The sequence below is a fragment of the Qipengyuania sp. NPDC077563 genome, assembly GCF_044901345.1.
GTDB lineage: Bacteria > Pseudomonadota > Alphaproteobacteria > Sphingomonadales > Sphingomonadaceae > Qipengyuania > Qipengyuania aestuarii.
Genome location: NZ_JBJDPC010000001.1, coordinates 757,221 through 777,681, shown reverse-complemented (window position 1 = coordinate 777,681; position 20,461 = coordinate 757,221). Strand labels below are relative to the sequence as shown.

Here is a 20,461-nt window from a genome sequence, read left to right as displayed (position 1 = left end):
ATGCCGGTTGCTCCGGAACTGCTGGATCGGTTCCGGGCCGACCTCTTCACTCTCAGGCCGCAGCTCAAGGCCGGAGCGGATAAACTCGGTATCGCGCTTTCAGGCGGAGGAGACAGTCTCGCGCTCCTTTTGCTAGCCAAAGGGGCGCTGCCTGGACGCGTGGAAGCTGCCACGGTCGACCACCAATTAAGGGAAGGGAGTGCCGAAGAGGCCGAGTTGGCGTCACGCTATTGCGCCCAAATTGATGTGCCGCATCGCATCTTGAAAGTGAAGGTGCCGGGCGGCAATTTGCAATCTCAGGCGAGAGCGGCCCGATATCGCGTTCTTGCTGCTTGGTGTGAGGAGCGTGGTCTGAGCGGGCTGGCAACGGCACATCAACTCGACGATCAGGCTGAGACTTTTTTCATGCGCCTTAACCGGGGCAGTGGTCTTGGAGGCTTGGCGTCGATCCGCGCTCTTTCCAATGTGCCAGAAACGTCAATCTCCCTCGTTCGTCCCTTGCTGGCATGGAAGCGTGAAGAACTGGCGAGAATTGTAAAGACTTCTGGTTGGGAAGCAATCCAGGACCCGTCCAATAGTAACACCGATTTCGACCGTGTGCGGATGCGTGAAAATCTTGCCCGGTGTGACTGGATAGATCTGGATGCACTCGGCCGCAGCGCGCAGCATCTGGCGGCTGCAGATGCGATCATCCGAGACCTGATCCATCGCGAATTCTCCGATCATGTAAATTTCGATGGCGAAGAAGCTCGTTACAGCATCCAACAGAATGGTGCGGCTGCATCACTCATTCAGGGCGGAGTGATCCGATCAATCTTCGGACTTTTCGGACTTCAGGTTAACCAGCGGGTAGGTTCAGGCTTGGCCGCCAATCTCTCACGGGAATTGAAAACCAATATCGGCGGTCTTCAAGCCGAAGTTCGCAATCGCGGCGGCGAAACAGTGTGGACGTTCCGCCGCGAAAATACCCGGCGAACGTCTTAGCGGCGCATGCCCGCCGCCTGGCGAGCGATTTCTTCTACCTTGTGTTCGTCCACAGGGCCACGTGGCGCAACCCAGCTTCCACCGACGCACAGCACTGGGTTAAATGAGAGCCAGTCGGGCGCATTTTCCAACGTTATGCCCCCGGTAGGGCAAAAACGGCATTGGCCGAATGGAGCCGCCAACGCTTTAAGTGCGGGCAATCCCCCTGCTGCCATGGCGGGAAAAAACTTGAAATGCGTAAGCCCGAGGTCGAGCCCGCGCATGATATCGCCGGCATTGGCGATGCCAGGGAGGAAAGGAATCCCATCACGGATGGCCGCCTTGCCGAGGCTTTCGGTGAGGCCCGGGGACACTATAAATTCACTGCCAGCGTCGATTGCATCCGCAAGTTCGTGCTGATTGGTCACCGTGCCCGCACCGACGATGGCGCCCTCTACCTGCTTCATGGCGCGGATCGCATCCAGCGCGGCGGAAGTGCGCAGTGTCACCTCAAGGACGCGAAGCCCACCCGCCACCAGCCCGCGAGCCAGTGGCACGGCATGCTCCAAGTCGTCCACGACGATGACTGGAATGACCGGAGCAGTCTGCATGATTTCGGCGATGGTCGTCATTCTTCGGAGATCCCGTGTTCGGATGCATATGCCGCAGCAGCGCCAAACAGGCCGGGCTGGGGGTGAGTGATGAGCTTGACGGGAATGGATGCCATCAGGCTCTGAAACCGGCCTTTCGAGCGGAAGCGCTCCGCAAACCCGGATTTGAGGAGTGTATGGCGAATGCGGTAGCCAAGCCCGCCAGCAATCACCACGCCGCCAAATCCTCCTTGTGCCAGAGCGATATCGCCTGCCACGCTGCCAAGCGAAAGACAGAAACGGTCGACTGCTGCTGCGGCAAGACTATCGCTGCCGTCCTGCCCGCGCTTCCAGATGTCGATATCGTCTTCTTCGGCTACAGCCTTGCCCTCCATCGCGGCCAAGGTCTGATAGATATCGGAAATAGCCGGCCCGGATACTACGCGTTCGACGGAAACACGAGTGTGCCGCTTGCGTAGCCGTGCTAGGATGGCGTCCTCGATAGTGTCGAGAGGGGCAAAATCGATGTGACCCCCTTCTGTTGCCGACACGCGATAGGTCCCGTCGGGCTCACGGTAGAGATGCGCAACGCCGAGGCCGGTTCCGGGGCCAAGGACGCTGAGCCTGCCAGTCGGTGCGAGTGGTTCGTCAGGGCCGGTCAGATGAATGAATTCGTCTTCGCTTACCCGAGCAACTGCATGGGCGACCGCTTCGAAGTCGTTGACCACGCAATAGCTGTCGCAGCCCAGCTTCTCGCCGATGAGCGCGGGCCGAATGATCCACGGATTGTTCGTAAAGCGGATGACCTCTCCTCCAACCGGCCCTGCGATGGCCATGGAGACGCGCGGGGGCAGGCTGCCGCCCATCCGCTCACGAAAGTCTTCCCAGGCAGTCTGGAAGCTGGCGTGATCCTCAGTGTGGATCGTCTCGGGTTCGCCCAGAGTGATGCTGCCATCTTCGGCAATCGTGGCGATCGCGAAACGGGCATGGGTGCCGCCGATATCGACGCTTACGAGTTCCATTCTTACAATCCCGCCATAGCCAGCATCGAGGATGCGCCCTGTTCCGCTCCATCGGCATTCCGGCGGAACATGGCAAACAGTTCGCGGCCCATACCGCTGTCGGCCTCCGGCTCAGTAGCCGGGCTGCGTGCATCGAGATCGGCAGTCGTCGAAAGTGTTCCAGTTTCTGCGCATACGCGAACGATATCGCCGTCACGCAGTTTCGAAAGCGGACCACCGCCGAGCGCCTCGGGCGTACAATGGATCGCAGAGGGCACTTTGCCGCTGGCTCCTGACATGCGCCCATCGGTGACAAGCGCGACACGGTAGCCGCGGTCCTGCAGGACGCCGAGGGCAGGGGTCAGCTTGTGCAATTCCGGCATGCCATTGGCGCGCGGCCCCTGATAGCGGACAACGACGACCACATCGCGATCGAGTTCGCCTTTCTTGAACGCCTCGTTCACGCTGCGCTGGTCCTGGAATACCCGGCACGGCGCCTCGATCGTCCAGCGCTCGCGCTCGACGGCTGACGACTTGAAACAGGCGCGGCCGAGATTGCCTTCGACGAGGCGCATGCCGCCATCACTCTGGAATGGTTCTGATGCCGGGCGCAGCATTTCCGGATCGCCGCTAGGCCCGGGGTCGCGCCAGGTGAGTGCATCGCCGTCCATGCCGGGTTCGCGGCTGTAGGAATCGAAACCGCCCTCCCAGACGGTGAGAATGTCCGCGTGGGCCAGACCCTCGTCGAGCAGGGTGCCGATGACATAGCCCATGCCGCCAGCGTCGTGGAAGTGGTTCACATCGCCAGAGCCGTTAGGATAGACGCGGGCAACCAGCGGTACGGCGCGCGACAGTTCGGCAAGGTCTGTCCAGTCGAACTTGATGCCCGCCGCCCGTGCCATGGCCGGAATGTGGATCGCATGGTTTGTCGAGCCGCCGGTCGCAAGCAATCCGATCGCGGCGTTGATGATCGCCTTTTCGTCCACCACGCGGCCGAGCGGGCGATAATCGTCTCCGCTCTTACGCATGGCGGCGAGACGATGGGTGGCCGCACGGCTGACTTCCTGCCGCAACTTGGCACCGGGCGGTACGAAAGCCGCGCCGGGCACGTGGAGACCCATCATCTCCATCATCATCTGGTTGGAATTCGCTGTGCCGTAGAAGGTGCAAGTGCCCGGCGAATGATAGCTGCCCATTTCGCTCGCGAGCAATTCTTCGCGTCCGACCTTGCCTTCTGCATAAAGCTGGCGGGTCTTCTGCTTTTCCTTGTTGGAAATACCGGTTCCCATCGGGCCCGATGGCACGAAGATGGCCGGCAGGTGGCCGAAGCGTAGTGCGCCCATCAACAGGCCGGGCACGATCTTGTCGCAAATGCCAAGCAGGGCCACGCCGTCATACATGGCATGGCTCAATGCAACCACGGTCGACAAGGCAATGGTGTCGCGGCTGAAGAGCGAGAGCTCCATACCGTCTTCGCCCTGCGTGACGCCATCGCACATGGCAGGCGTGCCCCCCGCTACCTGGACGGTGGCACCCACTTCGCGGGCCCAGATCTTCATGCGTTCCGGGTAGCGATGATAAGGCTGATGGGCCGAAAGCATGTCATTATATGCGGTGACGATGCCCAGATTGGGTCCGCGCGCAGCCATGATGGCCTTCTGATCATCCTCTGCGCCGGCATAGGCATGCGCGAGGTTGGAACACGACATAGTGCCGCGATTGACCTGGCGATCGCCTTCGCGATCCATCAGGTCGAGATAGGCGGACCGTGTGGGCTTCGAATTCTCGACAACGCGTTCGGTCACGCGGCGGATCGTATCGTTGAGCGGTTTAGTCATCGTGCCAGGTCACCCCGTCGCGTTCGGCAAGCGCCACGGCGGCACTGGGCCCCCATGTGCCTGCGGCATAGGTTTTGGGCTGGATGTCGTTCTCCGCCCACAAATTGCGAATGTGATCGATGAAGTCCCACTGGGCCTCCACCTCGTCGCGGCGTACGAAAAGCGTCTGGTCCCCGTGGATGAGATCGAGCAACAAGCGTTCGTAAGCGATCCGTCGCACCACGTCCGAAAATGCATCGGGCATGGCAATATCCAGCGGCACCGGGCGCAGGCGCAAGCCTTCGCTACCGAGCCCAGGCACTTTCGCCATCATAGTAAGCTGGATATTTTCCTTCGGCTGGATTTCGATAACCAGCCGGTTGGGTTCGGTGCGCGCGCCGCGACCTTCGAAAATGGAATGCGGAATACAGCGGAACTGAACCACGATTTCCGTGACTCGCTCGGGCATGCGCTTGCCGTGACGCAGGTAGAACGGCACGCCGCGCCAGCGCCAGTTGTCGACATGAGCCTTCAGTGCGACGTAGGTTTCGGTGCCGCTATCCTTGCCCAGTTCCTCGTCATAGCCGGGGACACTCTTGCCGTCGACGGCACCGGCGCGATATTGGCCCGTGACTACCTCTTCCGGCTTGGCCGGACGCAACGCGCGCAGTACCTTGACCTTCTCATCGCGCACGGCAGTCGCATCGAAACTGGTAGGAGGCTCCATCGCCACCAGAGCGAGGAGTTGGAGCATATGGTTCTGGACCATGTCGCGCAGGGCGCCGCTGTCGTCATAGTAGGCAACCCGCGATTCCAGACCCACTGTTTCAGCCACGGTGATCTGGACATGCTCGATATAGTTGGAATTCCATACCGGCTCGAGAAGGATGTTGGCGAACCGGAGCGCCAGGAGATTCTGCACAGTCTCTTTGCCGAGATAGTGGTCGATGCGGAAGATGCGGTCTTCGTTGAAAGCCTGCGCGACGGCATCATTGATTTCGCGGCTGCTTTCCAGATCTGTGCCCAGCGGCTTTTCGAGGGCTATGCGAGCATTGCCGTTGGTCAGGCCAACCCGCTTTAGCCCCGAAATTGTCGGTTCGAAAAGGCTGGGTGCAGTGGACAGGAAAATCGCCAGACCTTTGTAACCTCCGACTTCCCTGGCGAGTTCGTCATATCCTTCCGGCGTTGTCGCATCGACGGGAACGTAGCTGATCTGATTAAGGAAATCAGCCATCGGCCCGCGCCTGTTCTTGGGAAGGTATTTCTCCAAGGCTTCGCGCGCGAAATCCCGAAATTCTCTCGTGGTCATTTCCGACCGAGCGGTCGCCACGATGCGCAGATCCTTGCCGATCAATCCGTCTGCATGCAGGGCGCATAGCGATGGCAGCAGCATGCGCTGGGACAGGTCGCCGGTCGCTCCGAAAAGGAGCAGGTGATCGGCTTCGAACTTCATTTCGGGCATGTACCGTCCATCGGCATCTTTCCTCCCACACTCTGCCGAGTATCAGCCGCCTCCCTCGAGCGCCAGAGGGCCGCATTCCTATTCGTGGCCAAGCTGCGGCTAGTCCGCAGTAACGCTTATCTGCTTGTCGCCGAAGTCGGTCATCCCGAAGCTGGTGAGAAAGCTTACGTCTGCCGCATCGCGGCCAACACCGATTTTCACTGTATGTGCTGGATCGGCCATGCCGGTGGCATCGACCATCTGCCACGTACCTCCGCCTTCGGTTTCTGGGTCGCCGAGGAAGACCTCGGCGATGGCGTGAAAATCGGGTGGTTCGACACCGGGCGCGTAGCAGGCGACATAACGAGCCGGGATCGCGCTGGCGCGCGCCATCGCGATTAGTACGTGTGCGTAATCCCGGCAAATGCCTTGCCGGGCAACAAAACTGTCGAGAGCGGTTGTCTGCGGACCCGATACGCCAGCAGCATAAGTGAACTTGTCCGCGATCCAATCGCGGATGGCAGCGATCCGCGCACCGCCCGTCGTGTCCGAGAACTCTTCCTGCACCAGTGTTTGCAGCGTGTCGGCTGCGCAGTAACGGCTGTCGAAAAGGTATTGTACCACTTCGCCCGGCATGTCGTGCGGGGCGAGGCGCTTCAGCGTCTCGAGATCGGCAAGCTGACGATCGATTTCGACCTGTGCAACATACGAAACGGAAAACTCGCCTTCAGCCCTGATCCAGACCCGCTCGCCGATGCTGTCCTGTGCCGGGACACGAGCGCAATGTTCCGCCACGGAAAGTTCCGTGTGGCAGGAAAGGATACGCTGCTCCGGAACGTGCGCAGCCTCGAACTGAAGCAATACGTCGGTGATGTCGGGAAGAGAGAACGAAAATTTCGTTTCGATATTAATGGCCATTTACCAGGAACGGCTGAAGAAGGATAACGTTTCATTAATAATAAAATTAATTAAGCACGAAAAGGGCCCCTAAAAAAGGGGCCCTTTCAAGTAATAATTTCATATTCAGCTTATTTGCCGAACATCCATTCCCATACGTTCCACATAAAAACCTCCTAAGTGATAATCACTAGGAGGTTTTGTTATAAATTTAATTATTTGTAAAGGTGGATCTCTGTCAGGCGGTGTTTATTTCTTTCAATTCATTGAATTCTATTAATTTTTCAAGATTCATCGGGCGGGCTAGCACGTAGCCTTGCACATGGGTGCAACCCATTTCGATCAAAATTCGAATCGTTTCATTGTCTTCGGCACCTTCGGCCACGACACCGATTCGAGCATCCTTGCCCATCTTCACAATGCTGCTGACGATAGCTCTAGCCTTTTTGCTTTTTGCCATGTTCGCGACAAATAAGCGATCGATCTTCACTTCATCGAAAGGCAGTGCAAAAAAAGTCTCAAAGTTGGTTTCTCCGACCCCGAAATCATCAATCGAAATGCGAGCCCCCATGAACTTCAACTCGTTCAGGACGAGTTCCGCCGTCTGAAGGTCGCCGATGCGTGACGTTTCCGTAACCTCAAGAATAAGAAAGCGAGGATCGAAACCAGTGGCATGGAGCGCGTTTCTTATCAGGCCCACCACTTTCATGTCTGAAAGCATAGTAGCCGAAACATTGATCGACATGGTGAGCGAACGGCCGCGGAAGTGCATGAGCCGCCCTGCCTCACATGCTGTTCGAAAGACAAACTCCGTAAGTGCCTCCATCCTCCCGGCCTTTTCGCACTGAGCGATAAAGTTCATAGGCGGAATGAACCCTCGAACCGGGTCTTTCCATCGTACGAGCGCCTCTGCGCCAGTCATGGTGCCGCTTCTCGTGTCGATCTTCGGCTGATAAACACAGAAGATCTCTCCCGCTGCCATAGCTTCGTCAATCCTGGCTCGAAGAGATAGGTCCCACAGCTCGTCAAAACGCGAGTTGCTTTCTGCTATCTTGATTGGCTCCAGCGCCTCGGAACTCTCCTCTGCAGCAGCCACTGCGGCGGCAAGTCTGGCTGAAGGATCACCGTCCAGTCTGGCCACGCCGAAACTGATGCCAACATCGATCGAGGAACCGGATACGTAAATCGGAGCAGCAAATAATGCTCGCATTCCATCGAGATGGTCAGTTAGCTGGTTTTCATCGTCTTCGCCGGAATGCCACGCGATGTGGTGCCCTTCGGCATACAGGACCCGGTCCGTATTGATCGTGCGCAGGCGTTCGACCAACTTGAGAAGATATTTAGCTCGGTCGACGCGAGGAAGAGTCTTGAAGACGTGCTCATAGCCGTGAATGCGAGATACCACTATATGACCGCGGGCATGAGTATCCTGACTGAGTTCAATTTCCAGCGCCCGAAGTTTGGGAAGCCCCGTTTCATCATCTACTAACGTAAGACGATCCTTCCAGCGAGACCGCGAGCGCAGCAGGATGTACATTGTCATCATCGCTGCCGGATAGGAGAGTTCCGCCCTTATTCCTTGCGGGTTCCCAACGTACAAAATTACAGGCAAAGACAATGCGAGCGTCGAATAAGCTAGCCTGCGTTTCCGTTTCGAATGGATAAACAGAACAATGGCTAAAATGACGAACGAGTAAACTAATAGAGCTCGAAATCCTCCAACCAAGATTGGAGGATTAGCTTTCAGGGTCTCCGCACCGTAAATATCGGTGTAGCTCTGGGGGACCAAAAAATTTCCCGGGGTTCTCGCACCCATTTGCGTGAGACTTGCCTCTTTCCCGAAAACGACGACCTTGCCATCAAGCTGCCCAGCCACATCGCTGTCAAAAAAATTTTCAATATTTAGATGGGTGATCTCACGGGAATTGAGCGCATAATCGATTTGATAACTGCCCGAGCGAAGATCTTCGACGCCGGCCAAGGAGGCGGAAAACGAGGGAAGTCGTTTCCCATCGAGTTCGTGCGCAAAGTCCCGGGTCCAAGTGAAGCCCATCCAATTGCTCGTGTCCCTTGAAATGACCCGCCGCGCATTGCCGGCGATCTCGGGCATGGTTCGAAGTGGGCGGTCGCCTTCTGTGAATTTGCGCTCCAGTCTATCAACTAGAATTACACGGGCTTCCAAGGCGGCAATTGCGCTGGCTAGCGCCCTATCAGCCTGCTCGGTGGAGTGTGTGGGGAACGCAAGGTCAATGTAGATTCTCGCCACATCTCGATTTGCTAGCGTGCGCAGGGCTGCGGCGAGTTGTGTTCTGCCTTCGGGCTGGGCGCTGTGGGTTATGTCTGCGTCCGTGCTGACGAAAACAATATCGCCAGAAGGTTCATGAGTAGATAGACGGGACTGGACCACCCAGCTCAGCTGATCGATCGGGCTTAGCACCAGTCCCGCAAAAAGGACGAACGCGATAACGGCGCTCACCAGCAAATCCTTGATGCGTTGCCCCGCGCCGAGGGGCAACCGCGACAACGGTTGGCGCAGCTTCCGTGTCAAACGGTCCAAAGAGCGGACGGTCGTCATCGCGCACCCCTATGAAGCGGATCTACTTAATATTCTTTCTACGAAGTTACCGTTTTCATCTGCGACCCTAGGTAAACCTCGCAATAGTGAGGTTAAGAGTTGGTTAGGAGTAGAATTCCGCATATCCTTCGCTCGAGCAAAGCCCCATTCCAACGGAAATGCAATGCCTTTTACCCGCGAAATTAACGGCATAGAAAATCACTTCCTTTTCGGAGCGGTCTGCCGAGGGGCGCTGGGAGATCCAAATTCTCAGGCGGGAGCGGCAAAGAGATCGTGCGCGTCGGCATCCTCCACCACGGCGGAGACGATATCGCCGGCGGTCAGCGCGGCCGGCACATTGCGTAGATAGACCGCACCGTCGATCTCCGGCGCATCGGCCTGGCTGCGGCCCGTGGCGCCGATATCGCCGTCCTCGTCCGGTTCGCCGACCTCGTCGATGATTACCGGGATGGTCTTGCCGACCCGTTCCTGCAGCTTGGCGGCGCTGATCCGCTCGGTCACTTCCATGATCCGGGCATAGCGTTCCTCCTTGACCGCTTCGGGTACGGGATCGGGCAGGGCGTTGGCCTGCGCGCCTTCCACCGGTTCGAAACGGAACGCGCCCACACGGTCGAGCTGCGCTTCTTCAAGCCAGTCGAGCAGATATTTGAAATCGTCCTCGGTCTCGCCGGGAAAGCCGACCACGAAGCTCGAGCGGATCGCGATATCGGGGCAGATTTCCCGCCAGCCCTTCAGCCGCTCGAGCACCTTAGCCTCGTTCGCCGGGCGTTTCATGGCGCGCAGCACCTTGGGGCTGGCGTGCTGAAAGGGGATGTCGAGATAGGGCGCCAGCAGCCCCTCGGCCATCAACGGGATGACCGCATCGACATGGGGATAGGGATAGACATAATGCAGCCGCACCCAGGGCGGCACGCCGCCGCCGATGTCTAGCTGGCCCAGCTCGCGTGCGAGATCGGTCATGTGGGCGCGCACTTCGCGGCCCTTCCATTCGCGGCTCTCGTGGCGCGTATCGACGCCGTAAGCACTCGTGTCCTGGCTGATGACCAGCAATTCCTTAGTCCCCGCTGCGACCAGCTTTTCCGCCTCGCGCAGCACGGCATCAATCCGGCGGCTGGCCAGCTTCCCGCGCAGATCGGGAATGATGCAGAAGGCGCAGGAGTGATTGCACCCTTCGGAAATCTTGAGATAGCTGTAGTGCCGCGGCGTCAGCTTCACATCTGGCTGCGGGATCAGATCGATGAACGGCCCCTGGCTCGGCGGCGCATGTTCATGCACTGCCTCCACCACGGCTTCGTACTGATGCGCTCCGGTCACGGCCAGCACGCTGGGATGCGCGGCGCGAATGGCCTCGGCCTCGTCGCCCATGCAGCCGGTCACGATCACCCGCCCGTTCTCGGCAATCGCCTCGCCGATCGCCTGCAGGCTCTCTTCCTTCGCGCTGTCGAGAAAGCCGCAAGTGTTCACCAGCACCACGTCGGCGCCGGCATAATCGGGGCTCATCGCATAGCCATCGGCGCGCAGCCGCGTGAGGATGCGTTCGCTGTCGACCAGCGCCTTGGGGCAGCCGAGAGAAACCATGCCGACCTTCTTCTGGTCGGGGATCGAGGTGGTGGAGGTGTTCATAGCAATGTCCGTAAATTCGCGCGCGCCCCTACACGAAGCGAGGCCCGCGCGCTAGGAGGCACGGCATGGGACCTGTAAACTGGATCGCGGTTGTGGCCGCATGGTTTGTCGCCGCGCTGCTGGGCGTGGCTTTCTATGGCCGGGCATCGACGCCCCGCCCGCCCTATCTGTTACATGCGCTGGCCGCGCTGCTGATGTTCGCCAGCGCCGCCATGCTGGGCCATATGTTCGCACGGGTCGGCAGCGAGACGCTGGAAACCAAATGGTGGCTTTATTTCATGATGGCGGGCGGACTGGCGCTCACCTTCATCGGGCCGGCGATTGTCATCACCGCCGTGCGCCGGGCGGAGCCCATTCGCCGCGCGCTGTTCGATTGGGGTTTCTGGCTTGTCGCCTATCTGGCGATGGGCGGGGTATTCCTGCTGCTGGGCTGAACGATCAGGCGCCTTGGCGCAGTTCATCGTCGCGGCGATGGCCGTCGCCCTTGTTTTCCCCGTTGGGCGTAGCCACGATCTCCACGATGATGTCGCCTTTCTGCAGGTTCTGGCATTCGTCTTCCCAGAACCCGATGGCGCGGCCATCGCGATAGACGCGCAGCCCCCGGCCGCCGGTGCGCAATTCGCTGATCGCGCAGCCGCATTCTTCTTCAGTCACCTCGCGTTCCACCAGTTGGACGCGGCCCGAAACGCTGGCGAGATCGGCCAGATAATCGGCGATATGTTCGCCCTTGGCGCTTCCGGCAAGCAGCAGGCCGGTGAAGCGCACCGGGTTGATGACATTGTTGGCACCGGCCTGCCGGGCCAGCGATTCATTGTCGGCCGCACGCACCACCACGCTGATGGGCACGCTGGGTGCCAGCGCACGTACGGTCAGCGTGATCAAGATGGTGGTATCGTCGCGTCCGGCGGAAATCAGCACGTTCTGCGCTTCGGAAATCCGCACCGCCTTCAGCGTTTCATCGCGCGTGGCATCGGCCGCCATCACGTTGCAGCCCAGCGATTCGGCCGCATGCAGCCGTTCTTCGCTGGGATCGATCACCACGATCGTACTGGGATCGGTGCCGCGCTCGATCAGTTCGGTCACCGATTCGGAGCCGGAGATGCCGTAGCCGAGCACGATGATGTGGTTTTTCAGTTGTTCCTGGATGCGGGCCATGCGGAATTTTTCCCAGCTACGCTTGATGAGGAAGTTGTAGGCGGTGCCCACGAAAATGAACAGGACGGCAAAGCGGACCGGGGTCACGATCACCGCCTCGACCAGCCGGGCGCGATCGGAAATCGGGGCGATATCGCCAAAGCCCGTGGTGGTGATCGAGATCATGGTGAAATAGATCACGTCGAGGAAGCTCACCTCGCCGTCGAGATTGTCGACCAGCCCTTCGCGATCCCACCAGTGGATCATCACGACCACCATGATCAAGAACAGCGCAAGGCCGAGCCGGATACCCAGATCGCCCCATACGGGGATCTTGGTCGCGCGGCGCAGTGGCTGGAAGCGCGGCCCGCGATAGACCCGCGTCGTTCCCCCTCCCGGTGCGATCTGGTCGAGTTGCTTGCGCTCGCTCATGCGCAGCCTTGGTGCGCGAGGGCGCGGGTGCGGTCAAGCATTCTCAGGTCTCGTAACGCTCGCCCAGCGCCTTGAGAGAAGCGTGGTGGGTCAGATCGAGCTGCAGCGGGGTGACCGATACATAGCCGTCGGCGATGGCTTCCAGATCAGTGCCGTGATCGGGCGTGTGCTCGATTGCCTGCAGGCCGAACCAGAAATAGCGGAAGCCGCGCGGATCGCGGCCTTCCACCACCGTGCCGCGCGAGTAGTCGTGAAAGCCCTGCGCCACCGCGCGGATACCCTTGATATCCTCGGGTGCGCGCGGCGGAAAGTTCACATTGACCAGCGTGCGATCGGGCAGCGGCGTGTCAAGCAGGGGGGCAAGCACCTTGGCGCCCCAGGCCTCGGCAGCGGCAAAGGACATGTCGTGCCCCGCATCGTCGCGCCCGATCACCTGGCTCATCGCGATGGACCGGATGCCGGCCAGTGCGCCTTCGATGGCCGCCGATACCGTGCCCGAATAGGTAATGTCGTCGCCAAGATTGGCGCCGCGATTGACGCCCGACAGGATCACGTCGGGCGCGCCGTCCATCACCTGCCTGAGGCCCATCGTCACCGAATCGGTGGGGGTGCCGGTGACGGAGAAGCGCCGTTCGCCATGCTTGCGCAGCCGAACAGGGCGGGTGAGGGTGAGGGCATGGCCCATTCCGGACTGTTCCTCGTCCGGCGCGCAGATCCAGATATCGTCCGAAAACTGGCGCGCGATGGCTTCGAGCACTTCGAGGCCGGGGGCGTGGACGCCATCGTCATTGGTGAGGAGGATTTTCATGCAGTTACCTCTCCGGAAATAATCTCGTAAACCGTTCGTGCTGAGCTTGTCGAAGCACTGCTTTTCTTTTTCAGCGCAAGGCCAGAAGGTAAGGACGGCCCTTCGACAAGCTCAGGGCGAACGAAATTTCAGGCAGGGCTCAGTACCTCTACGCCGCCCATATAGGACGAGAGGCATTCGGGCACGGTCACGCTGCCATCCTCGTTCTGGTAATTCTCCATCACCGCGACCAGTGTCCGGCCCACGGCGAGGCCGGAGCCATTGAGCGTGTGGACGAAGCGGGTCTTCTTCTCGCCTTCCGGCCGATAGCGCGCATTCATGCGCCGGGCCTGGAATTCGCCGGTGTTCGAGCAGGAGGAAATCTCGCGATAGGCCCCCTGGCCGGGCAGCCAGACTTCCAGATCGTAGGTCTTGCGCGCGCCGAAACCCATATCGCCGACGCACAGCAGCATCTTGCGATAGGGCAGGTTCAGCGCCTGCAATATACCTTCGGCGCATCCGGTCATGCGCTCATGCTCCGCCTCGCTGTCTTCGGGGCGGCAGACGCTGACCAGTTCGACCTTCTCGAACTGGTGCTGGCGGATGAACCCGCGCGTATCACGTCCGGCAGAGCCCGCCTCGCTGCGGAAACACAGCGTATGCGCGGTCATGCGGATCGGTTCGGCCAGATCGCCGAGAATGTCGCCTGCCACCGAATAGGTGAGGGGGACTTCGGAGGTGGGGACAAGCCAGCGGTCGTCGGTGGTGCGAAAACTGTCTTCGGCGAACTTGGGCAGCTTGTCCGTGCCATACATGGCATCGTCATTCACCAGTACTGGCGGGTTGCACTCGGTATAGCCGTTTTCGCACGTTTGCCGGTCGAGCATGAATTGCGCCAGCGCGCGGTGCAAGCGGGCGATATCGCCGCGCAGGAAGGTGAAGCGCGCGCCGGAAATCTTCGCGCCGGTCTCGAACTCCATGCCCAGCGCCGGGCCGATATCGGCATGTTCTTTGGGCTCGAAAGCAAAGTCGCGTTTCTCGCCCCAGGCCGCGATTTCGGCATTGTCGTTCTCGTCGGCGCCATCGGGCACGTCATCCGCCGGCAGATTGGGCAGGCGGGCGAGGAGATCGTCGAGCTCTGCGCCGGCCTGCTGCTCGGCCTCTTCCCACTGCGGCATGCTTGCCTTGATCTCGGCTACTTCGGCCTTCAGTGCCTCTGCCTTGTCCTTGTCGCCCTGGCCCATGGCCTGACCGATCGCCTTGGACGCTTCGTTGCGGCGGCTTTGCGCTTCCTGAACCCGGGTCTGCGCCTCGCGCTTCTTGGCGTCGAGCGCCACGATGCGGTCCGCAACAGGGTCTGCGCCGCGCCGGGTCATGGCGGCATCGAAGGCTTCGGGATTGGCTCGGATATAGGCGATGTCGTGCATGGGCGCGGCTATGCCGATTGTGCCCGCGTATTTCCAGTGGGGAAAGCTGAGGCACCTATCGCGAACCCGATCATTGTTGCCCTGACCCGGCGCATGGCGGGGCCTTGCCGCCCCACGCCCGCGCAAAAGAGAATAAGAAAGCGAGCCAAACTTGCAGGACCAACCCCTCGTACCGCCGCGGCGGACCCGCTTCATCGACGTTCTCGATGCAGGAGTGAGGGCCGGGCGCAGGCTTGGCCTGGTCGATCCCGCCTGCTGGAACCGCGAGGCGCTGCTCGAGCAGGTGGCCGAGGAATACGGGCTCGACGATTTCGGCGATGACTGGTTCACCCGGCCGCTCGACGTTCTGCTCGATTCCGCACGGGCGGAGGCCGGGCTGAATGCGGCGGGGGAGCTTTCGGGGATGAAGACCATCCATCACCTCCTGCGTGACCGGCTTTATGCGCAGATGTGGTTCAAGCGGCATCCCGAAATACTCGCGCGCCCGATCCGCAATCCGGTGGTGATCGTCGGGCCGATGCGCTCAGGCACCACGCGGCTGCACCGCCTGCTGGCCTCGGACGACCGCTTTGCGCATCTGCGCAGCTTCGAGACGATCAGTCCGGTCCCCCGGCCGGATTTCGAGGAGGTTCTGGCCGGACACCGGGAGGATTTTCGCCCCGTTCTGGCAAAACGGATCCTCAAGGTCGCACGGCTGGCCAATCCGCGCACGCTTTCGATCCATCCCACGGGGCCCTACGAGCCCGAGGAAGAGCTCGGCCTGATCGCCGCCAGCTTCTACGGCATGAAGTTCGAGGCGCAGTGGCGGGTGCCGACCTTTGCCCGCTGGTGCGAGGGCGAAAGCGCGGTTCCGGCCTATCGTCACATGGCCAATCTGCTGCGCCTGATCGGCTGGTCGCAGCAGGAAAGCTCGCTGCGGCCTTGGGTGCTCAAAACCCCGCAGCATATGCTGGATCTCCCTGCTTTACTTGAGGTTTTTCCCGACGCGCGGCTCATCTTCACCCACCGCGACCCGCAGTCGATCGTCGGCAGCGCGGCCAGCCTCGCCTGGAACCAGACCATCATCTACGCCGATGATGTGAACCCCCAAACCATTGGCCGCGAATGGCTCCGCAAGACCGACCTCATGGTCTCGCGTATGAGCGAATTTAGAAAAGATCTCCCCGCCGCTCAGGCGATCGATATCCATTTCGACGAGATGGACAATGATTGGCGCAGCGCGATGGAGCGCGTCTACCAATTCCTTGGCCTCGACATCGAGCCGGCCCTGCAAGGAATGGCTGCCTATCTCGACCGAACCGCCGCCTCCAAACGAACCCCGCACTCCTACTCGCTGGCAGAGTTTGGTCTTCGTTCTGGCGAAGTGCAGGAGCGGTTCGCTCCATATATCGAAGCGTTCGGCGTTTCGACCGCTGGGGCCAGCATCCGCAAGTTGGCAGTGAGTGTGTCAGGCTGATGCTGCGCTCCAGCTTCGCTCACTAATCGACCCGAGGAACGCGGATTGTCGTGGGCCGTTGGCTGAAAAAGGAGATATCACATGATCGGCAAGATTATCGGCGCCTACATGGGCGACAAGCTGGCAAAGCAGACTAGCGGGCTGGAAGGAGCAAGCGGCGCCGCCATCGGCGTGATCGCGGCCACAGCCCTTCGCCGCATGAGCCTTCCCGCCATGCTCGCGCTCGGCGCGGGTGGCTATTTGGCCAAGAGGCTGGCCGAGCGGTCAGAGACAGCGCGGCGAACCCCTGTAAACTGACCGCGGGTTGGATAGAAGTGGTGGGCGCGGCAAGGATTGAACTTGCGACCCCACCCGTGTGAAGGGTGGTTTTTGGACCATATGGACGTCCATGGAATTTACAAACCATTGAATTATAGGATTTAAGTTGACGGCGTGTCGGCTGACGTCCACCTAGTTTTTTCATGGAATTTTCATGGATGGTACGGATCAGATGACCGATCTAAGTAGACTTGGGCATCGCGAAGCTTTGCGACCTCGCAAGGGCGATGAACCCCATTGGCAACGCCTCAGGCCTGGTTGTTTCTTGGGCTACCGGCCAGCTATGGCGGGAGGAGCAGGTAATTGGCTTGTTCGTGTTTATGAGCCGGAGAAGCGGAAATACGTTCGCAAGACCCTAGGTTCTTATCCGACATCGGCGCGAAATGAGGTTTTCGCACTTGCAAAGAAAGATGCCGAAGTGTGGGCGGCTGAGGTGGAATGTGGTGGTGCCATGCCTTCTGACATCGTTACCGTAAAGGATGCATGCGAGGCCTATCTGAAGTTCAAGCCTGGGGCGATTGCCGCGGGAGTGTTCCGGCGACATGTGTATGATGATCCTATCGCTAGTCAGAAATTAGACAAGCTGCGACGCCATCACTTAGAAGCCTGGAGGGCGCGTTTAGAAGCTGCTCCGGCCTTGCTTAGCAGAAGTAAGAAGGGTCCCGCAGTAACAAAGGTGCGCGCACCGAGTACCATCAACCGTGATATGGTGCCCCTTCGAGCTGCGCTAAATCGTGTACTGCCACATCGCCGACCAAACTCGGACGCGGCATGGCATGAAGCCCTCCAGCCCATTCAAGGGGCGGACTCACGGCGTACAACTTACCTCAACCGTGAAGAGCGAGAAATGTTGATTAACGCGATGCCCGAAGCCGCTGGCAGGTTCTTCAAGGCAATGTGCGTTTTGCCCCTCAGGCCTGGGCCTGTTGCTAGTCTGAATACCGGCGATTTTGAACCACGTACCCGCACTCTGATGGTTCTAAAGGACAAAGGAAAGCCCAAGCGTCAAATTACAGTCCCCCCTAGCATTTCGGACTATCTCGCAGAACAGATCGAGGGAAAGCGACCGGATGAAGCGATTTTCACCCGAAGTGATGGGGCACGATGGACTAAGGACAAATGGAAGCACCCAATCAAGGATGCAGCCTCGATGCTCGGTTTTTCTCGAGAGATAACCGCCTACACTTTGCGACATTCCACCATAACTGATCTAGTGATCGCTGGCGTGCCACTCATGATCATAGCTCAGATTTCAGGAACAAGTGTTGCGATGATCGAGAAGCACTATGCACATCTGATCAGAAAGGTTGCCGAGGATGCACTAGACGGATTGGTTTTCTAGCTCGCCCCAAGCCCATCTGAAAAATTTTTTCTAAAACGGCGCCGGAACTGCCTTCGACCATTCTATAATGCAAATAAGCCAAATAGAACGGAGCTTATCAATGTCAGACTATTCCGCCGCGGAAACCCCCAGAGGCAAGAGGCTCCCGGCCTTTGCGTTCAGTGTTGCCGAAGTGGCCGAGATTACCGGTCTCTCCCGCTCAACTATTTATGAAGCTATAATTACCGGTGAACTGCCTGCAAAAAAACGTGGCCGGCGAAGGTTGATCTTGGCTGGAGACCTTGAAACGTTCTTGAAGGGACTTCCATCGACGAACCCTGAGTGAGCCTTGAAGCGGTTATTGGCAGCATAGGATGTGCTGGTATCCGCGTAACTAGGTTGGTTATTGCCAATTTTTCCGTCAGCAATGCGCCCTCATTCCGGACATAGATGACCACAGTTGAACTTCCTAAAAGCGGACCGTCCGCTGCTCCGACGGTACTGCGTCAGCCTTTGGCGAGGTGGAACGCGACTGCTACTCTATCGTCAGCCGATATTTAAAGCTTCTTGCCGAAAGTCGACCGGATGTGTGAGAACGAGACCTCAGATCGGAAGGAACTTATTGGTGCAATCGAACCCGGATCGAAACACGGAAAACGTAGCAACGATCAAAGCCAGTGAGGGGCAACGCCCAATATCTCGGGAATTAGCTAAGCTGATCGAGCCGCTCCATGCCGAGTTTCCCAGTGCTGTTGAGATCAGTTTCACGTTCCGGAAAAACCTCCGCCTTCACATTGACGTGAAGACACTGGAAGAGGCGCATGCTGTCGAAGCAAGATTGCCCGCGCTGTGTGGGGGTGTCTTCCAAGAGTTATTCTCGGGCAGTTCCCCGCATCATGCGTTTTTTCATAGGGTGAGCGCGAAAGTTAGCCGCTAGTCGTCCACACCGCTTTGATCAGAGATGAAATCCTAGCGTAGCATCAGCGCCTTCTGCCAAGAATGGAGCCGAGCACGCCGCCCAATCCGCCTCCCAGACCGCCACCGGCTGTACCGCCCATGCTGCCGATGACCTGTCCCAACACGTCATTCAGACCACCGGGCTGACCCGGCTTGTTCTTTTGCGACGACAGGTATCCAGCAACGAGCATCGCCACGATTGGCAGCATCTTCTTTAGCAGTGCAGGGTCCAGCCCTGTTGTTTGCGATGCTTCTCCAGCTACTTGCCGACTAACATCCTTTGTCCCGAATATTTCGCCCAGGATGTTGTCGCCTTTTTCGACGTGTGTCGGTCCCGGCCCGACGACATCACGGCTGAGGTCTGCTCCGCCAAGGGTCTCCAGGATGGTCCCTAACCCGCCAAGACCACTGCCTTTCGAACCCTCGGCTCTCTGACCAAACCCACCGAGGATTGAAGGCAAAAGCGCTGCAGCACCTTGTTCCGCCTGTGCTTCGGATATGCCCAGCTGACTGGCGATGGCGCTAATTCCGCCCTGCGAGCGAAGGATTTCGTTGGGGTCCATTGCTATCTCCGTATTTGGGATTTCTCGAACTTACGGGATTTCGACAAATACGCAACGCGGAGTGACCCCCTTGCCAACGAACGGATCGCGGAGCATCCTCTTCGGGCTAACAAGGAGAAATTCATGAGCATTTTCGGAAAAATCAAGGACGCTATCTTTGGCGAGGCGAAGGCCGCATCCCCGAAGCCTGGTGCCGGGAATGTCGCCCCTACCGCCAGTCCCGGCACAAAGACGCATCAGACAGCTCCCGCGGAAGTTTCCGAAGTGGACGTCGAACGCAATCTGGCGGCCATGGCCGAGGGCAAGGACTTGAATTGGCGGACTTCGATTGTCGATCTCATGAAACTGATCGGTGTCGACTCCAGCTTGGACAACCGTAAGGAACTGGCTCAGGAACTGGGCTATGCAGGCCAGCTCGATGGAAGCGCAGAAATGAATATCTGGCTCCACAAGGCAACGATGCGCGAATTGGCAGCCAACGGCGGAAAGGTTCCGCCCGAGCTTCTTAACTAGAATTCGCGCTCTTCAGTCAATCGGCCTCGCAGCACGCGGCATGCGAGGCCGATTAGCGTTTGTCTTTATTGTTCGACTGCGACGGGTCCCTGTCCCGGCTGCGTGTAGATCTGGTAAGTTTCTCCACCTGCGCAATTTGCGGTGATTGTTCCGTTTGCGCCCCGCTCGGCGTTCGCTACTTCAGTACAAGTCTGTCCGCTCTCTGCGATCACCTCACGAGCAATGCGGGACGGCAGTCCTTCAGGAGCGGGCTCCATGACAACGGGCGCGGTCATCGTCGTCGAGGGAGTTTCCGCGGCCGGCACCTCGGTTGGCGCTGCTTCTTCGGCAGGCTCGGAATTGCACGCAGCGAGCGCAATGCAGAGGCTAAGAATTCCGATCGTTCGAGTGTTCATTTCCCGAGTTCCTTATTCAACGGCTTTACGCATCACCAACCTAGGTGGAGCGCAATTGCAGAGACCTTTAGCTGTTATCTTCTACCTGGGCTCCCGGCCCGTTCTTTTTAAACGATTCGATGGCGGAGATAGCAGACGATTTGCTGGTGTAGCCTTCCGACGCGAACATGACCTCCGAGTTGTATTTGAACCGAACGCGAAACTCGCCTTTTTTGTCTTTATGTATCTCGAACTTATGTGCCATATCTCGC

General features: G+C 59.0%; 20 protein-coding genes. 7 read left to right on the top strand and 13 right to left on the bottom strand.

The features are described 5' to 3' along the window. On the top strand, positions 1–984 hold the full coding sequence (gene tilS / locus ACI2I1_RS03825; protein WP_404677973.1) for a tRNA lysidine(34) synthetase TilS: 984 nt from the start codon (positions 1–3) through the stop codon (positions 982–984). Here the strand turns inward: tilS and eda are convergent. The 7 genes from eda to rimO all read right to left on the bottom strand — a co-directional run bounded on the left by eda (position 981) and on the right by rimO (position 10,907). Beyond that, positions 981–1,595 carry a bifunctional 4-hydroxy-2-oxoglutarate aldolase/2-dehydro-3-deoxy-phosphogluconate aldolase gene (gene eda, locus ACI2I1_RS03820; protein WP_404677972.1) on the bottom strand — a complete coding sequence of 205 codons (615 nt, stop codon included), beginning with the start codon at positions 1,593–1,595 and terminating at the stop codon, positions 981–983. The two genes, tilS and eda, sit on opposite strands and share 4 nt — an antisense overlap. Further along, positions 1,592–2,575: a glucokinase gene (gene glk, locus ACI2I1_RS03815; RefSeq protein WP_404677971.1), complete on the bottom strand. Its 984-nt coding sequence runs from the start codon at positions 2,573–2,575 to the stop codon at positions 1,592–1,594. Before glk ends, eda begins: the two co-directional genes overlap by 4 nt. A gap of 2 nt (positions 2,576–2,577) precedes the next feature. Then, positions 2,578–4,392, bottom strand: a complete 1,815-nt coding sequence (edd, locus tag ACI2I1_RS03810) for a phosphogluconate dehydratase (RefSeq protein WP_404677970.1) — start codon at positions 4,390–4,392, stop codon at positions 2,578–2,580. After that, positions 4,385–5,824, bottom strand: a complete 1,440-nt coding sequence (gene zwf, locus ACI2I1_RS03805; RefSeq protein WP_404678334.1) for a glucose-6-phosphate dehydrogenase — start codon at positions 5,822–5,824, stop codon at positions 4,385–4,387. The genes edd and zwf overlap by 8 nt, the downstream gene beginning before the upstream one ends. Before the next feature lie 108 nt (positions 5,825–5,932). Beyond that, positions 5,933–6,730 carry a transglutaminase family protein gene (locus ACI2I1_RS03800; protein WP_404677969.1) on the bottom strand — a complete coding sequence of 266 codons (798 nt, stop codon included), beginning with the start codon at positions 6,728–6,730 and terminating at the stop codon, positions 5,933–5,935. A 217-nt stretch (positions 6,731–6,947) separates the two neighbouring features. Next, complete coding sequence (locus ACI2I1_RS03795) at positions 6,948–9,284, bottom strand: EAL domain-containing protein (protein ID WP_404677968.1); 2,337 nt, start codon at positions 9,282–9,284, stop codon at positions 6,948–6,950. Positions 9,285–9,533: 249 nt separating this feature from the next. After that, positions 9,534–10,907: a 30S ribosomal protein S12 methylthiotransferase RimO gene (rimO, locus tag ACI2I1_RS03790; protein ID WP_404677967.1), complete on the bottom strand. Its 1,374-nt coding sequence runs from the start codon at positions 10,905–10,907 to the stop codon at positions 9,534–9,536. Positions 10,908–10,972: 65 nt separating this feature from the next. Here rimO and ACI2I1_RS03785 point away from each other — a divergent pair, with 65 nt between their 5' ends. Beyond that, on the top strand, positions 10,973–11,341 hold the full coding sequence (locus ACI2I1_RS03785; protein WP_221542703.1) for a DUF1761 domain-containing protein: 369 nt from the start codon (positions 10,973–10,975) through the stop codon (positions 11,339–11,341). 4 nt (positions 11,342–11,345) lie between these two features. Here the strand turns inward: ACI2I1_RS03785 and ACI2I1_RS03780 are convergent, their stop codons facing one another. The 3 genes from ACI2I1_RS03780 to serS all read right to left on the bottom strand — a co-directional run bounded on the left by ACI2I1_RS03780 (position 11,346) and on the right by serS (position 14,687). After that, positions 11,346–12,473 (bottom strand): potassium channel family protein, encoded by a 1,128-nt coding sequence (locus tag ACI2I1_RS03780; protein WP_404677966.1) that lies wholly within the window; start codon positions 12,471–12,473, stop codon positions 11,346–11,348. A 43-nt stretch (positions 12,474–12,516) separates the two neighbouring features. Next, complete coding sequence (surE, locus tag ACI2I1_RS03775; RefSeq protein ID WP_404677965.1) at positions 12,517–13,281, bottom strand: 5'/3'-nucleotidase SurE; 765 nt, start codon at positions 13,279–13,281, stop codon at positions 12,517–12,519. A gap of 128 nt (positions 13,282–13,409) precedes the next feature. Continuing rightward, positions 13,410–14,687 carry a serine--tRNA ligase gene (serS, locus tag ACI2I1_RS03770; protein ID WP_404677964.1) on the bottom strand — a complete coding sequence of 426 codons (1,278 nt, stop codon included), beginning with the start codon at positions 14,685–14,687 and terminating at the stop codon, positions 13,410–13,412. 151 nt (positions 14,688–14,838) lie between these two features. Between serS and ACI2I1_RS03765 the strand changes: the two genes are divergently transcribed. The 4 genes from ACI2I1_RS03765 (at position 14,839) to ACI2I1_RS03750 (ending at position 18,128) form a co-directional block, all read left to right on the top strand. Then, positions 14,839–16,143, top strand: a complete 1,305-nt coding sequence (locus ACI2I1_RS03765) for a sulfotransferase family protein (protein WP_404677963.1) — start codon at positions 14,839–14,841, stop codon at positions 16,141–16,143. Positions 16,144–16,224: 81 nt separating this feature from the next. Continuing rightward, positions 16,225–16,440 (top strand): hypothetical protein, encoded by a 216-nt coding sequence (locus ACI2I1_RS03760; protein ID WP_404677962.1) that lies wholly within the window; start codon positions 16,225–16,227, stop codon positions 16,438–16,440. Between the two features lie 175 nt (positions 16,441–16,615). Beyond that, a complete protein-coding gene (locus ACI2I1_RS03755; RefSeq protein ID WP_404677961.1) occupies positions 16,616–17,803 on the top strand; it encodes a tyrosine-type recombinase/integrase in 1,188 nt (395 codons plus the stop codon). A gap of 100 nt (positions 17,804–17,903) precedes the next feature. After that, the gene (locus tag ACI2I1_RS03750) at positions 17,904–18,128 is read left to right on the top strand and encodes a helix-turn-helix domain-containing protein (RefSeq protein ID WP_404677960.1); all 225 of its coding nucleotides are present in this window, start codon (positions 17,904–17,906) and stop codon (positions 18,126–18,128) included. A 634-nt stretch (positions 18,129–18,762) separates the two neighbouring features. On the opposite strand, the gene ACI2I1_RS03745 is transcribed toward ACI2I1_RS03750, so the two are convergent. After that, positions 18,763–19,302, bottom strand: a complete 540-nt coding sequence (locus ACI2I1_RS03745; protein ID WP_404677959.1) for a DUF937 domain-containing protein — start codon at positions 19,300–19,302, stop codon at positions 18,763–18,765. A 123-nt stretch (positions 19,303–19,425) separates the two neighbouring features. On the opposite strand from ACI2I1_RS03745, the gene ACI2I1_RS03740 reads away from it, so the two are divergent. Beyond that, positions 19,426–19,815 (top strand): DUF3597 domain-containing protein, encoded by a 390-nt coding sequence (locus ACI2I1_RS03740; protein ID WP_151885241.1) that lies wholly within the window; start codon positions 19,426–19,428, stop codon positions 19,813–19,815. Positions 19,816–19,880: 65 nt separating this feature from the next. Here ACI2I1_RS03740 and ACI2I1_RS03735 read toward each other — a convergent pair whose 3' ends face one another. Together ACI2I1_RS03735 and ACI2I1_RS03730 are read right to left on the bottom strand one after the other, a co-directional pair. After that, positions 19,881–20,210, bottom strand: a complete 330-nt coding sequence (locus ACI2I1_RS03735; protein ID WP_151885242.1) for a hypothetical protein — start codon at positions 20,208–20,210, stop codon at positions 19,881–19,883. A 67-nt stretch (positions 20,211–20,277) separates the two neighbouring features. Then, positions 20,278–20,454, bottom strand: coding sequence for a DUF1508 domain-containing protein (locus ACI2I1_RS03730; RefSeq protein WP_151885243.1), 177 nt, complete (start codon positions 20,452–20,454; stop codon positions 20,278–20,280). Positions 20,455–20,461 lie beyond the last annotated feature (7 nt).

Coding starts and splice junctions, on each gene's coding strand:
- tilS (WP_404677973.1), top strand. CDS start 1: ATGCCGGTTGCTCCGGAACTGCTGGATCGGTTCCGGGCCGACCTCTTC.
- eda (WP_404677972.1), bottom strand. CDS start 1,595: ATGACGACCATCGCCGAAATCATGCAGACTGCTCCGGTCATTCCAGTC.
- glk (WP_404677971.1), bottom strand. CDS start 2,575: ATGGAACTCGTAAGCGTCGATATCGGCGGCACCCATGCCCGTTTCGCG.
- edd (WP_404677970.1), bottom strand. CDS start 4,392: ATGACTAAACCGCTCAACGATACGATCCGCCGCGTGACCGAACGCGTT.
- zwf (WP_404678334.1), bottom strand. CDS start 5,824: ATGAAGTTCGAAGCCGATCACCTGCTCCTTTTCGGAGCGACCGGCGAC.
- ACI2I1_RS03800 (WP_404677969.1), bottom strand. CDS start 6,730: ATGGCCATTAATATCGAAACGAAATTTTCGTTCTCTCTTCCCGACATC.
- ACI2I1_RS03795 (WP_404677968.1), bottom strand. CDS start 9,284: ATGACGACCGTCCGCTCTTTGGACCGTTTGACACGGAAGCTGCGCCAA.
- rimO (WP_404677967.1), bottom strand. CDS start 10,907: ATGAACACCTCCACCACCTCGATCCCCGACCAGAAGAAGGTCGGCATG.
- ACI2I1_RS03785 (WP_221542703.1), top strand. CDS start 10,973: ATGGGACCTGTAAACTGGATCGCGGTTGTGGCCGCATGGTTTGTCGCC.
- ACI2I1_RS03780 (WP_404677966.1), bottom strand. CDS start 12,473: ATGAGCGAGCGCAAGCAACTCGACCAGATCGCACCGGGAGGGGGAACG.
- surE (WP_404677965.1), bottom strand. CDS start 13,281: ATGAAAATCCTCCTCACCAATGACGATGGCGTCCACGCCCCCGGCCTC.
- serS (WP_404677964.1), bottom strand. CDS start 14,687: ATGCACGACATCGCCTATATCCGAGCCAATCCCGAAGCCTTCGATGCC.
- ACI2I1_RS03760 (WP_404677962.1), top strand. CDS start 16,225: ATGATCGGCAAGATTATCGGCGCCTACATGGGCGACAAGCTGGCAAAG.
- ACI2I1_RS03755 (WP_404677961.1), top strand. CDS start 16,616: ATGGATGGTACGGATCAGATGACCGATCTAAGTAGACTTGGGCATCGC.
- ACI2I1_RS03750 (WP_404677960.1), top strand. CDS start 17,904: ATGTCAGACTATTCCGCCGCGGAAACCCCCAGAGGCAAGAGGCTCCCG.
- ACI2I1_RS03745 (WP_404677959.1), bottom strand. CDS start 19,302: ATGGACCCCAACGAAATCCTTCGCTCGCAGGGCGGAATTAGCGCCATC.
- ACI2I1_RS03740 (WP_151885241.1), top strand. CDS start 19,426: ATGAGCATTTTCGGAAAAATCAAGGACGCTATCTTTGGCGAGGCGAAG.
- ACI2I1_RS03735 (WP_151885242.1), bottom strand. CDS start 20,210: ATGAACACTCGAACGATCGGAATTCTTAGCCTCTGCATTGCGCTCGCT.
- ACI2I1_RS03730 (WP_151885243.1), bottom strand. CDS start 20,454: ATGGCACATAAGTTCGAGATACATAAAGACAAAAAAGGCGAGTTTCGC.